This window comes from Stappia sp. TSB10P1A (assembly GCF_900185725.1).
Taxonomy (GTDB): Bacteria; Pseudomonadota; Alphaproteobacteria; order Rhizobiales; family Stappiaceae; genus Stappia.
Map to the genome: position 1 here is coordinate 13166 of NZ_FYAU01000016.1, position 12864 is coordinate 26029.

Genomic DNA, 12864 nt, shown 5'->3' on the forward strand with positions numbered 1-12864 from the left:
ACATTTCTTCAATGCACCCGTCGCCGCATCGCCTACCCTCTCCCGCAGCGTTTCAGGGAGCACCGCATGACCGTCAGGCGCATCGTCGCGAACATCGCCGTCACCGACACCGGCCCCTCGCAGGCCTTCTACCGGGACATTCTCGGCCTCCAGCCGGTGATGGACCACGGCTGGATCGTCACGCTCGCCGCCGACGCCCCCAGCCCGGCGCGCCCGCAGATCGGCATCGCCACGCAAGGTGGCTCGGGCACCCCGGTGCCGGACCTCTCCATCGAGGTGGACGACCTCGACGCGGTGATCGCCCGCATCGAGCGCGCGGGCCTTCAGCCCGAATACGGGCCGGCCCTTGAGCCCTGGGGCGTGCGCCGCCTGTTCCTGCGCGACCCGAACGGGCGCCTGCTCAACATCCTGGAGCATGCGCAGGAAAGCTGAGACGAAAGCACAGCGCGGCTTCCCCGCACCGCCCTTTCCTTCGTCATTCCGGGCAAGGCGAAGCCGCGACCCGGAACCGGCGAGCCGCCGAGGTTGCGGAGCTACATCACAGTAGACAACCTGGAGAACTCACCGCACCGACAGGACGGAGATTTCCCCCGCGCCGCCGCGCATGCGTGGACGGATCAGGATTTCGACGTCCTGATCGAGCGCCGTCAGGAAGCTCATCAACTTTTCGACGGAAAACCCGTCGAGCCGGTAGTTGACCAGCGCCGAGACTTTCGGCTGCGGGATACCAAGCAGCCGCGCCGTGTCGAGCTGGCGCAGACGACGGGATTTGACGATTTCATTGATCGCCATCGCCAGGCGGGTCTTGGTCTGGCGTTCGGACGCATCGGGCAGCCCGATATCGGCAAAGACGTTGCCGGTGCCGTGTGTGATGTCGTCGGTCATGTTCGCCCTGCTTTCCCTTGTGGCGTCGGACGGTGGCTGTTCGCTTCGTAATCGGCCCGCGCCCGTTTCAGGCGTTCTCGAACCAGCTCGACATCCGGCTGCGCGGTGCGAATGCCTGACGGTGACTTCTTCTGAAAGGCATGGAGCACGCACACCACACCCTCGAAGCGCACCGTATAGATGGCGCGATAGGCATCGCCGTCATGTCGCTCCACAACCTCGAACACGCCAGGCCCCTCGCCTTTCCATGGCTTGGCTTGCGGGTGCTTGCCGCCGAGTTGAGCAACGCCGAGGGCATATCCCATGTCGCCCTTCACCGGATCGGGAACGCCATGAAATCAGCCTTCGACGATCCAACCCAATGCAGCGGTTTTTTGCGCGACGGTGGCGGAGATTGGCTCATGGGGAAATATACCTTTTTGGATATATTCTTCAAGAAGGATGTTCGAACCTCACAGCCGGACGGATCGCGAGGCTCGCCCGGGAAGACGCAAGGAGGGTGCCGGGCGAAAGCCCGAAGGAACGACCGGACGCGGTCTCGCGCCGCCCCTGCCCCGTCATATCCCGTTTGACCGTTCCGCCTTTGTTCGCTAGCGTTCCGGGAAGACGACTCTCCCGCCCGCGTCCGCGCCCCCGTTTCAGAGCAAGCCAGATGACGAGCCAGCCCTCCGGCGCCGTGCGCCCGTTCGATGTGACCAGCCGCAGCGTCCTTGCCATCGCCGTGCCGATGACGCTCGCCTATCTGTCGACGCCGCTGCTCGGGCTCATCGACACCGCGGTGATCGGCCAGCTCGGCGATGCCGCGCTGCTCGGCGGCATCGCGCTTGGCGGCGTGCTGTTCGACATCGTCTTCACCAGCTTCAACTTCCTGCGCGCCGGCACCACGGGGCTGACCGCGCAGGCGAGCGGGGCCGGCGACGGCGAGGAGGAGCGCGCGGTCCTCTTCCGCGCCGTGCTGCTGGCATTGGCGCTCGGCGCGGCGGTGATCGTGCTGCAGCAGCCGGCGCTCACCGCCGGCCTGTGGCTGATGGGCGGCAGCGCCGAGGTGCAGGCGGCGACCGCCAGCTATTTCGCCATCCGCGCCCTCTCCGCGCCGCTGGCGCTGGCCAATTACGCCTTTCTCGGCTGGTTCATCGGCCGCGGCCAGGCGATGACCGCGCTCGGCCTGCAGAGCTGGCTGAACGGCATCAACATCGCCCTCTCCGTCCTCTTCGTGCTGTATCTCGAATGGGGCGTCGCCGGCGTCGCCGCCGCCACCGTCGTCGCCGAGGCGCTGACCGCCCTGGCCGGCACGGTGGTCGCCGCCCGCGCGCTTTCGGGCCGCCCGCTCCCCACCCGGGCGCAGATCTTCGACAAGGCCCGCTTCACGCGGATGATGGCGCTCAACGGCGACATCCTGATCCGCTCCTTCGCGCTGATCACCGCCTTCGCCTTCTTCATGTCGCGCTCGGCGGCGCAAGGCGACACCGTACTGGCGGCCAATGCCGTCCTGGAAAAGTTCTTCATGGTGGCGAGCTTCTTCCTCGACGGGCTGGCGACGGCGGCCGAGCAGCTTGCCGGCCGCGCCGTCGGCGCGCGCTACCGCCCCGCCTTCGACCGTTCGCTGAAGCTCAGCCTCCTGTGGGGCTTTGTGCTGGCCGGGCTGATCTCGCTGGTGTTCTTCGTCGCCGGCCCGCTGCTCATCCGCGCGATGACGACGGCGGAGGATGTGCGCCAGACGGCCATAATCTATCTCGGCTGGGCGGCGGCGACGCCGCTGCTCGGCGTCCTCGCCTTCCAGATGGACGGGGTGTTCATCGGCGCCACCTGGTCGCGCGACATGCGCAACATGATGCTGGTGTCGCTGGTGCTGTATTTCGCCGTCTATTGGGCGGCCTTCCCGGCGCTCGGCAATCACGGCCTGTGGCTGGCCTTCACCGTGTTCCTGGCGGCGCGCGGCTTTTCGCTGCTGGCGATCACCGGCCGACGCGCACGGGAGACCTTTCCCGCACACGCCGTATAACCACCAGCATTACCGCAGGCAATCGAGGATCTCGCCCTCGCCGACGAGGCCGAGCGGCGTGTCGCCCTCGCACACCAGCACCGGCCGCACGCTCGCCCGCTTCAGGGCGATCACCTCGCGCACCGGCGTCTTCGGCGCGCAGCGCGGCGTGCCCTCCAGCGTGCCGGCCTCGCCCTCGGTCAGCGGACGCATGATGTCGCGGGCGCGCAGCACCCCGAGCGGGTTCATATGCGCCACGAAGTCGGCGACATACTCGTTCGCCGGCTTGCGCACGATCTGCTGCGGCGTGCCGAGCTGGATCACCCGCCCGCCTTCCATGATGGCGATGCGGTTGCCGATCTTCGCCGCCTCGTCGAGATCGTGGCTGACGAAGACGATGGTCTTGTTGAGCTTGTCCTGCAGCGCCAGCAGCTCGTCCTGCAGATGGCCGCGGATCAGCGGATCGAGCGCCGAGAACGGCTCGTCCATCAACAGGATCGGCGCGTCGGTGGCGAAGGCGCGGGCCAGCCCGACGCGCTGCTGCATGCCGCCGGAGAGCTCGTGGACATATTTGTCGCCCCATTGGGCAAGGCCGACCAGCTCCAGTTGCGCGTCGACCTTCTGGCGGCGCTCGCGCGCCGGCATTCCGGCCAGCTCCAGCCCGAAGCCGACATTCTCGCGCACCGTGCGCCAGGGCAGCAGCGCGAATTGCTGGAACACCATGGCGATGCGGCCGCGGCGCAGGGCCCGCAGTTCCTGCGGCGTGCAGGCGGAGGGGTTCACGGAAGCCGCGCCATTGTGCACCAGCACCTCGCCGCGGGTGACCCGGTTGAGCCCGTTGACGGCGCGCAGCAGCGTCGACTTGCCGGAGCCCGACAGGCCCATCAGCACGATCAGCTCGCCGACGCGGATGTCGAAGCTGGCGCCGGCGACGCCGAGGATCTGGCCGGTTTCCTTCTGGATCTCGGCGCGGCTGCGGCCGGCATCGATCAGCGGCAGGGCGGCGTGCTGGCGCTTGCCGAAGACGATGTCGACATTGCGGAACGAGACGGCGGCGGTCATCGGCTGCCCTCGCCTTCGTCGCGGGTGCGGAAGAAGCGGTCGAGCATGATGGCGACCAGCACGATGGCGATGCCGACCTCGAAACCTTGCGCGATGTTGACGGTGTTGAGCGCGCGCAGGGTCGGCACGCCGAGCCCGTCGGCGCCGACCAGGGCGGCGATTACCACCATCGACAGCGACAGCATGATGGTCTGGGTCAGCCCGGCCATGATCTGCGGCAGGGCGTAGGGCAGTTCGACCTTCCACAGCAACTGCCAGCCGGTGGCGCCGAAGGCCTCGCCCGCCTCGATCAACTGCCGCGGGGTGGAGGCAACGCCGAGCCGGGTCAGGCGGATCGGCGCGGGGATCGCGAAGATCACCGTGGCGATCAGGCCCGGCACCATGCCGAGGCCGAACAGGATCAGCGCCGGGATCAGATAGACGAAGGTCGGGATCGTCTGCATCAGGTCGAGGACGGGGCGCATGGCGGCAAAGAGCTTCGGCCGGTGCGCGGCGGCAACGCCGAGCGGCACGCCGATCGCCATGCACACGGCGGAGGCGGCGATCACCAGCGACAGGGTCTCGGTCGTCTGCTTCCAGTAGCCCTGGTTGATGATGAGAAGCAGGCTGGCGGCGACGAACAGCGCGAAGGAGACCCGCCGCTGCACCGCGAAGGCCAGCGCGCTCGCGAGGACCACGACCGCCAGCGGGCCGGGCGCCTGCAACAGCCAGAGAATGGCCCGGATCAGGGTTTCGAGCACCGCCGAGATGCCGTCGAACACCCAATAGGCATTGGCGGTCAGCCAGTCGACCACCGCCTTGGCCCAGGGGCCGATAGGGATCTTGTATTGGGTGAGCCAGTCCACGCGCAGCCTCGCCGTCCGGTCTTGTCATCTTGTGCGGGGGCTTGGCGCCGGCCCGCTTGGGCGGATGCGGCCCGCCCGCGCACCCCGTTCCAGGCTGCGCGGGCGGGCGGGAGGCTCTAAAGGCCGAGGGCGCCCTTCAGGGCGGCCGTGGCATCGCCGCCGTCGAAGGTGGTGACGCCATCGAGCCAGGCCTCGGCGACGCCCGGGTTGTCCTTCAGCCAGGCGGTCGCGGCCGCGTTCGGCTCAGTGCCGTCATTGAGGATCGCGCCCATGATCTCGTTTTCCATCTGCAGCGAGAACACCAGGTTCTGCAGGAACTTGCCGACATTCGGGCACTCGGCTACATAGCCGGCGCGCACATTGGTGTAGATCGTCGCGCCGCCGAGATCGGGACCGAACACCTCGTCGCCCCCCTCCAGATAGGCCATGTCGATATTGGCGTTCATCGGATGCGGCTCCCAGCCGAGGAAGACCACGTCCTGCTTGCGCGGCACGGCGCGCGAGACCTGCGACAGCATGCCGGCCTCGGAGCTTTCGACGATCTGGAAGTCCTTGAGGCCGAACATGTCGCCCTCGATCATGTCGATGATCAGGCGGTTGCCGTCGTTGCCGGCCTCGATGCCGTAGATCTTGCCGTCGAGATCGTCCTTGAACTTGGCGATATCGGCGAAGGACTTCAGGCCCTTGTCATAGGTGTAGCGCGGCACGGCGAGCGTGTACTTGGCGCCTTCCAGGTTGGCGCGCACGGTCTCCACCGAGCCGTCCTCGCGATAGGCGGCGATGTCGCCCTCCATGGTCGGCATCCAGTTGCCGAGGAAGACGTCGATGTCCTTGTTCTTCAGCGAGGCATAGGTGACCGGCACCGAGAGGATCTTCACGTCGCTTACATAGCCCAGCGCCTCCAGCACCACCGAGGCGGTGGCGGTGGTGGCGGTGATGTCGGTCCAGCCGACATCGGAGAAGCGGACGGTCTTGCAGGCTTCGGCGTCCGCCGCCAGGGCGGTCGGTGCGGCCAGACCCAGGGCAAGGGCTGCGGCGCCGAAGCGCAGGGCAAGGGTGGTCATCAGCGTGTGTCCTCCTGACGGGCGGGACGACCGGAAGGGCCGGCCCGCATGCTGGGTTGCGGCACGGCGGCAAGGCTGCCCGCGCCGTTGGGAGCCGGCCGCGAAACGCGGCGGCGCAAGGTCCCGACGCGCGGCCCGCAAGCTGCGGCGCGCAAGGGTTCGAAGGAGGGCGGAAGGTCCCGCGCACCGGCAGCGGGGCCGCAGTGCCCCCGATTTCGAGGCCAAGCCGAGGCGCCGCGTCCGGACAGCGCATCCCGGACAGCATACCCCTGATGGCGACTTCCGAAGCGCAATTCCGAACTGCAAATCGCGGCGTGCAACCCCCGGCCGAATGAACCGGACCTCCCTGCCCGTTTCGTCATACATCAAACCACTTTTGAACGGCATGTGCAATTCCCCGCGCATTTTTCGTTTTTTCGTTGATTGAACGGCCAATCAAAATTACTTGTTGGAGAGCAAGGCGCGCTGGCTCGGGTCGTATCCCGTGGCGGGTCGCGCACGCATCGTGTCTGCCCGTCAACCCTGCGGCGTCAGCCCTGCGAGATCGCCCGCGGCATCGACAGCAAGGGTGGCCGGCACGGGAGATCTTCCACCATGGGGCTGCCCGATGGCGCGGCCGGCGAGCACCGGCAACCTTCAGAACGAACGGGGCGGGCTGGAAACGGAGCGCAGATGCCGCGAATCGGAATGGAAACCCATCGCCGCAAGGCCTTGATCGACGCCACCGTCGAGACGATCCACGAGCGCGGCTTCGGCGATGCGACGATGGCCGAAATCGCGCGGCGCGCCGGCGTCTCGGGCGGCCTCGCCCATCACTATTTCGGCTCCAAGGCCGGGCTGCTCAACGCCACCATGCGCTTCCTGCTGACCGACCTGTCGCGCGAGACCCGCGAGCGGATGGCCGGCGCCGCCGGCCCGCGCCAGCGCATCTCGGCGATGATTTCGGCAAGCTTCGCGCCGACCCAGTTCCAGCCGGCGCTGATCTCGGCCTGGCTCGCCTTCTACCTGCAGGCGCGCACCGACGCGGAAACCCGCCGCCTGCTGCGGATCTATCACCGGCGGCTGGTGTCCAATCTCGCCCATGCCTTCGCCGCGCTCATTCCCGGCGAGCGCGCCCGCCATGCGGCGGAAGGCACCGCGGCGATGATCGACGGGCTGTGGCTGCAGCGCATCTTCGCCGACGGACCGCCGCAGCCGCGCACCGCCATCCGCCGGGTCGAGGACTATGTCGAGCGCCAGATCGGCGCCCCCTCGCTCGCCCTCACCGACACCGGACCTCAGGGAAACGGATAGACCCATGCAGGACGCCACCCATATCGTCGTCGGCTCCGGCTCGGCCGGTGCCGCCCTCGCCTATCGCCTGTCGGAGGACCCGGCCAACAAGGTTCTGGTGCTGGAGGCCGGCGGAACGGACATCGGCCCCTTCATCCAGATGCCGGCGGCGCTCAGCTATCCGATGAACATGTCCCGCTACGACTGGGGCTTTCAGAGCGAGCCCGAGCCGCATCTCGGCGGCCGCCGGCTGGCGACCCCGCGCGGGCGGGTCATCGGCGGCTCCTCCTCGGTCAACGGCATGGTCTATGTGCACGGCCATGCGCGCGACTTCGACACCTGGGAGGAGATGGGCGCGCGCGGCTGGTCCCATGCCGATGTCGCCCCCTATTTCGAGCGGATGGAGACGAGCCATGGCGGCGAGGCCGGCGTGCGCGGCACCTCCGGCCCGCTGCATGTCACCCGCGGCACCAAATGGAACCCGCTCTATGCCGCCTTCGTCGAGGCCGGGCGCCAGGCCGGCTACGAGACGACGGCGGACTATAACGGCCTGAAGCAGGAAGGCTTCGGCGACATGGAGATGACCGTGTGGCGGGGCCGGCGCTGGTCCACCGCCAATGCCTATCTGCGCCCCGCCCTGAAGCGGCCCAACATCCACCTGTTCACCGGCGCCACCGTCACCCGCGTGCTGTTCGACGGGCAGCGCGCCACCGGCGTCGAGTTCCGGCGCGGCGGGCGCCTCGAGAGGGTAAGCGCCTCGGCCGAGGTGATCCTTGCCGCCTCCTCGATCAACTCGCCGAAGATCCTGATGCTCTCAGGGATCGGCAATGCGGCCGCGCTGCGCGCCCTCGGCCTGCCGGTGCTGGCCGACCGGCCGGGCGTCGGCGCCAACCTGCAGGACCATCTGGAGCTCTACATCCAGCAGGCCTGCATCCAGCCGATCACCCTTTACAAGCACTGGAACCTGATCTCGAAAGCGATGATCGGGGCGCAGTGGCTGTTCTTCGGCGCCGGGCTCGGCGCCTCCAACCATTTCGAGGCCTGCGCCTTCATCCGTTCGCGCGCCGGCATCGACTATCCCGACATCCAGTACCATTTCCTGCCCTTCGCCGTGCGCTACGACGGCAAGGCGGCGGCCGAAGGGCACGGCTTCCAGGCGCATGTCGGGCCGATGCGCTCGAAGTCGCGCGGCCGCGTGGCGCTGACCTCGCCGGACCCGATGGCCGCGCCCTCGATCCTGTTCAACTACATGTCCCACCCGGACGACTGGCAGGAGTTCCGCACCGCCATCCGCCTGACGCGGGAGATCTTCGGCCAGGAGGCCTTCGCCCCCTATCGCGGCCGCGAGATCCAGCCGGGCGAGGCCGTCCAGTCCGACGCCGAGCTCGACGACTTCATCCGCGAACACGCCGAAAGCGCCTATCACCCCTGCGGCACCTGCCGCATGGGCGCGGCCGACGATCCGCTCGCGGTGGTCGACCCGCAGGGCCGGGTGATCGGGGTGGAAGGCTTGCGCGTTGCCGACAGCTCGATCTTCCCGCAGATCACCAACGGCAATCTCAACGCCCCCTCGATCATGGTCGGGGAGAAGATCGCCGACCACGTCATGGGGCGCGAGCCGCTGCCGCGCTCCAACAAGCAGCCGTGGATCCATCCGAACTGGCGGACAGCGCAGCGCTGACGCTTTACACTGATCTTGCACCGTCATTCGTTCGTGTCCGCCAGGAGAGAGTTCATGCGTGCCCAGCCCCCCGCCTCGCATTTCATCAACGGCGCCTATCAGGAAGACCCGCATGGACGGCCGATCGAGGACCGCTATCCGGCGACCGGCGAGGTGATCGCCCGGCTGTGCGCGGCCGGCTCCGAGACGGTCAACGCCGCCGTTGCGGCGGCCCGCTCCGGCTTTCGCGTCTGGGCGGCGACGCCGGCGGCCGAGCGCGGGCGGGTGCTGCGGCGGGCGGCCGATCTCCTGCGCGCGCGCAACCGCGAGCTGTCCGAGCTGGAGACGCTGGACACCGGCAAGCCGCTGCAGGAAACCCTGGTGGCGGACGCCGCATCGGGCGCGGATTGCCTGGAATATTACGGCGGCCTTGCCGCGACGCTGACCGGCGAGCACATCGATCTCGGCGGCTCCTTCGCCTATACGCGGCGCGAGCCGCTCGGCGTCGTCGGCGCCATCGGCGCCTGGAACTATCCGATCCAGATCGCCTGCTGGAAGGCGGCGCCGGCGCTTGCCTGCGGCAATGCGGTCGTGTTCAAGCCGTCGGAGCTGACCCCGCTCAGCGCCTTGAAGCTGGCCGAAATCCTGAAAGAGGCCGGCCTGCCGGACGGGGTCTTCAACGTGGTGCAGGGCTATGGCGAGACCGGCGCGCACCTCGTCGAGCATCCCGATGTCGCCAAGGTCTCGCTGACCGGCTCCGTCCCCACCGGCACCAAGGTCGCCGAGATCGCCGCGCGCACGCTCAAGCACGTGACGCTGGAGCTCGGCGGCAAGTCGCCGCTGATCGTCTTCGACGACGCCCATCTCGACAATGCGGTGTCGGCGGCGATCAACGCCAATTTCTACTCCTCCGGCCAGGTCTGCTCGAACGGCACCCGCGTCTTCGTGCAGAAGGGGCTGAAGGAGGCGTTTCTCGCGCGGCTCGCCGAGCGCACGGCGCGGGCACGGTTCGGCGACCCGATGGACGAGAGCGTCGACACCGGCCCGCTGGTCTCGCAAGCCCAGCTCGACAAGGTGCTCGGCTATATTGAGGCCGGCCGGGCTGAGGGCGCGCGGCTTGTCTGCGGCGGCGGCCGCGCCACCGTACAAGGCTTTCCGGACGGGCTGTTCGTCGAGCCGACGGTCTTTGCCGATGTCGCCGACCACATGACGATCGCGCGCGAGGAGATCTTCGGCCCGGTGATGTGCGTGCTCGACTTCGACAGCGAGGAGGAAGCGGTGGCGCGCGCCAACGCGACCGAGTTCGGCCTTGCCGCCGGCGTCTTCACCCGCGACATTTCCCGCGCCCATAGGGTGATCGGCGCGCTGCATGCCGGCACCTGCTGGATCAACACCTACAACCTGACGCCGATCGCCATGCCCTTCGGCGGCTACAAGAAGTCCGGCATCGGCCGCGAGAACGGCCATGCCGCCATCGAGCACTACAGCCAGGTGAAGTCCGTCTACGTGGAACTCGGCGACGTCGCCAGCGCCTATTGAGGGCGAAACGCGAAGGCCCGCCTCGAGGGGCGGGCCTTGCAACGTCCTGTGGCGATGAGGGGGGCTTGCGCCCGCGGGTCTCAAGGCCGTAACGCCCGAAATATGCCTGATCAGGCATCGTTAGGGAAGCCTCACACGCTCCCCTGCCCGTCCGGGTCGGCCTTGGCCCAGGCCTCCGCATTGCGGCCGCTCGCCTCGCCGAGATGGGCGAGCCCGTGCCGGTCGAGGCAGGCGGACAGATGCGTCAGGATGCGCCCCACCAGCCCCGGCCCCTCGTAGACGAGGCCGGTATAGAGCTGCAGCAGAGTGGCGCCGGCCGTGATCTTGGTCCAGGCCGCCTCGCCGCTGTCGATGCCGCCGACGCCGACGATCGGCAGGCGCGGACCGACCCGCAGGCGCATGCGGGCGAGCGCGATGGTGGAGCGGCGAAACAGCGGCCGCCCCGACAATCCGCCCGCCTCGGCCGCGCCCTTGCGGTCGGCAAGGCCATTGCGCGCCAGCGTCGTGTTGGAGACGATCAGCCCGTCGATGCCGGCGGCCAGCACCTCGGCGGCGATGTCGTCGAGCCCGGCCTCGTCCATGTCCGGCGCGATCTTCAAGAGCACCGGCACCGAACGCCCGTGGACGCCCGCCATCTTCTCCCGCGCCTCCATCACCCGGCCGAGCAGTTCCTTCAGCGCCTCGCGCGCCTGCAGGTCGCGCAGGCCCGGCGTGTTCGGCGAGGAGATGTTGACCGCGAAATAGGAGGCAAGATCGGCGAAAGTCTCGATGCCGGCGACATAGTCGGCGATGCGGTCGGCCGCGTCCTTGTTGGCCCCGACATTGACCCCGACGATGCCGCCGCGATGGCGCCGCGCCGCAAGCCGGGCGCGCAGCGCCGCATGGCCCTCGTTGTTGAAGCCGAGCCGGTTGATCACGCCCCGGTCGGCGGGCAGACGAAAGACGCGCGGGCGCGGATTGCCGGCCTGGGCCAGCGGCGTCACCGTACCGGCCTCGGTGAAGCCGAAGCCGAGCGCCAGCAGCGCGTCGGGCACCTCGCCGTTCTTGTCGAAGCCGGCGGCCATGCCGAGCGGGTTGGGAAAGACGAGATCGGCGAGCCTCACCGCCAGCCGGCCGTCCTGCGGCGCCTTGCAGGCCGGCGTGAGGCCGCTCGCCAGCGCCTTCACGGTCAGCCCGTGCGCGGTTTCCGCATCGAGAGAAAACAGCGCCTTGCGGGCAAGCGCGTCGACGGCGGAGGAGAACATCACATCGCCTCCGGGAAGAGGTGGGCGCCATCGGCTCCCAGCGGCAACTCGCGCACCCAGCGCACCGCCGACATCTCCAGCTCGCCGTAGAGATGCGGGAACAGCGCCCCGCCGCGCGAGGGCTCCCATTTCAGGCCCTCGCCCAGCGCCTCGGCCTCCACCGCGACGAGGACAAGTCCCTGCTGTCCGGCGAAGTGCTTTGCCGCGGTCTCGCGCACCTGCTCGGCGGCGGAAAAGTGGATGAACCCGTCGGCCAGATCCACCGGCGCGCCGGAGAACCGCCCCTCGGCCTCGGCCTCTCGCCAGTCCTTGGCCGGAGAAATCTTGTAGATCAACGTCATGGGGCGGCCCGTTCCTGTGCGTGAAGAAGGCTTGCGCGCCGAATTACAGGCTGCGGGCCGCTCAGACAAGGCCGGCTCTGGGGGAAAGCGGCGGCGCATGCGCCGGGGCGGACTGGCACTCGACCGTCATTAGGAATATATACCCGTAACGGGGATAACCCGGACAGGAAGCGCGGGACGGGCGGCCGCGACCGCTCCCCGGCGTCCGGCCGCCCCGCGGCGGCCGCAGCAACAGGCCAACCGGCCAGGGCCGTTCCCTGGCAGGCGGCAGCGGAGCCAAACCATGCTTTCGCATGAGACCCTCTGGTCGGCCATCGATCTGCTTGCCCGGCGCAACGGGCTGACGCCGTCCGGCCTTGCCCGGCGCGCGGGTCTGGATCCGACCACCTTCAACCCGTCGAAGCGCACGGCCGCCGACGGCCGGCCGCGCTGGCCGTCGATGGAGTCGATCGCCAAGATCCTCGGCGCCACCCGCTCGGACCTCGCCGACTTCGTCGCGCTGGTCAACGGGCCGGACCCGGAGCGGGCGCCGGTCGGCATGGCCGATGGCGACCGCCTGCCGTTGCCGCGCGGCACGGCGCAGGCCGGGGTCCTTCCGGCGGTGAACGGCTTCTTCCACGACGGCGACATGCCGGCGATGCTGGAGGGCGAGCGGCAGAGCAGCCCGTCGGAGATCCCGTGCGAGGACTGCGCCATCCGCGTCACCGACGACGGCATGCTGCCGTTCTACCGGGAGGGCGACGTCATCGTCATCTCGCCGAAGCGGGCGATCCTGCGCGGCGACCGGGTGGCGCTGCGGCTCGTTTCGGGCGAACTGAGGGCGCGGATCTTCGACCGGCGCCTGCGCGGGCGCATCGAATTGTCGCCGCTCGACGCGGAGAGCGCGCCCGAGCGCCTTGCCGCCGACGAGGTGGTGTGGATGGCGCGGATCATCTGGGCGAGCCAGTAGCGGCGCCTCGGAAGGAACGGGC

The 12864-nt window shown here is 68.9% G+C and carries 13 protein-coding genes; 6 read left to right on the top strand and 7 right to left on the bottom strand.

Annotated elements, in window-relative coordinates:
- The first annotated feature begins 66 nt into the window (after window positions 1-66).
- Window positions 67-432, top strand: a complete 366-nt coding sequence (locus tag TSB10P1A_RS05030; RefSeq protein WP_186386816.1) for a VOC family protein — start codon at window positions 67-69, stop codon at window positions 430-432.
- A gap of 129 nt (window positions 433-561) precedes the next feature.
- Here TSB10P1A_RS05030 and TSB10P1A_RS05035 read toward each other — a convergent pair whose 3' ends face one another.
- Both TSB10P1A_RS05035 and TSB10P1A_RS05040 read right to left on the bottom strand, forming a co-directional pair.
- Window positions 562-885, bottom strand: a complete 324-nt coding sequence (locus TSB10P1A_RS05035) for a helix-turn-helix domain-containing protein (RefSeq protein ID WP_186386817.1) — start codon at window positions 883-885, stop codon at window positions 562-564.
- Window positions 882-1190: a type II toxin-antitoxin system RelE/ParE family toxin gene (locus TSB10P1A_RS05040; protein WP_244292994.1), complete on the bottom strand. Its 309-nt coding sequence runs from the start codon at window positions 1188-1190 to the stop codon at window positions 882-884. The genes TSB10P1A_RS05035 and TSB10P1A_RS05040 overlap by 4 nt, the downstream gene beginning before the upstream one ends.
- A gap of 347 nt (window positions 1191-1537) precedes the next feature.
- On the opposite strand from TSB10P1A_RS05040, the gene TSB10P1A_RS05045 reads away from it, so the two are divergent.
- Entirely contained in the window at window positions 1538-2887 is a 1350-nt protein-coding gene (locus TSB10P1A_RS05045; RefSeq protein WP_186386818.1) for an MATE family efflux transporter, read from the top strand.
- Between the two features lie 9 nt (window positions 2888-2896).
- Here TSB10P1A_RS05045 and choV read toward each other — a convergent pair whose 3' ends face one another.
- The 3 genes from choV to TSB10P1A_RS05060 form a co-directional block, all read right to left on the bottom strand.
- Window positions 2897-3928, bottom strand: a complete 1032-nt coding sequence (gene choV, locus TSB10P1A_RS05050; RefSeq protein WP_186386819.1) for a choline ABC transporter ATP-binding protein — start codon at window positions 3926-3928, stop codon at window positions 2897-2899.
- The gene (choW, locus tag TSB10P1A_RS05055) at window positions 3925-4773 is read right to left on the bottom strand and encodes a choline ABC transporter permease subunit (protein ID WP_186386820.1); all 849 of its coding nucleotides are present in this window, start codon (window positions 4771-4773) and stop codon (window positions 3925-3927) included. The genes choV and choW overlap by 4 nt, the downstream gene beginning before the upstream one ends.
- Window positions 4774-4889: 116 nt before the next feature.
- Window positions 4890-5837 carry a choline ABC transporter substrate-binding protein gene (locus TSB10P1A_RS05060; RefSeq protein ID WP_186386821.1) on the bottom strand — a complete coding sequence of 316 codons (948 nt, stop codon included), beginning with the start codon at window positions 5835-5837 and terminating at the stop codon, window positions 4890-4892.
- A gap of 672 nt (window positions 5838-6509) precedes the next feature.
- Here TSB10P1A_RS05060 and betI point away from each other — a divergent pair.
- The 3 genes from betI to betB are packed head-to-tail and all read left to right on the top strand — an operon-like array spanning window position 6510 to window position 10308.
- A complete protein-coding gene (gene betI, locus TSB10P1A_RS05065; protein ID WP_186386822.1) occupies window positions 6510-7130 on the top strand; it encodes a transcriptional regulator BetI in 621 nt (206 codons plus the stop codon).
- 4 nt (window positions 7131-7134) lie between these two features.
- Entirely contained in the window at window positions 7135-8790 is a 1656-nt protein-coding gene (gene betA, locus TSB10P1A_RS05070; RefSeq protein ID WP_208987013.1) for a choline dehydrogenase, read from the top strand.
- Window positions 8791-8844: 54 nt separating this feature from the next.
- Window positions 8845-10308, top strand: a complete 1464-nt coding sequence (gene betB, locus TSB10P1A_RS05075; RefSeq protein WP_186386823.1) for a betaine-aldehyde dehydrogenase — start codon at window positions 8845-8847, stop codon at window positions 10306-10308.
- Window positions 10309-10439: 131 nt separating this feature from the next.
- Here betB and TSB10P1A_RS05080 read toward each other — a convergent pair whose 3' ends face one another.
- Window positions 10440-11552 carry a quinone-dependent dihydroorotate dehydrogenase gene (locus TSB10P1A_RS05080; protein ID WP_186386824.1) on the bottom strand — a complete coding sequence of 371 codons (1113 nt, stop codon included), beginning with the start codon at window positions 11550-11552 and terminating at the stop codon, window positions 10440-10442.
- Entirely contained in the window at window positions 11552-11893 is a 342-nt protein-coding gene (locus TSB10P1A_RS23665) for a DUF952 domain-containing protein (protein WP_186386825.1), read from the bottom strand. Before TSB10P1A_RS23665 ends, TSB10P1A_RS05080 begins: the two co-directional genes overlap by 1 nt.
- A 283-nt stretch (window positions 11894-12176) precedes the next feature.
- Between TSB10P1A_RS23665 and TSB10P1A_RS05090 the strand changes: the two genes are divergently transcribed.
- Window positions 12177-12842: a helix-turn-helix transcriptional regulator gene (locus tag TSB10P1A_RS05090; RefSeq protein ID WP_186386826.1), complete on the top strand. Its 666-nt coding sequence runs from the start codon at window positions 12177-12179 to the stop codon at window positions 12840-12842.
- Window positions 12843-12864 lie beyond the last annotated feature (22 nt).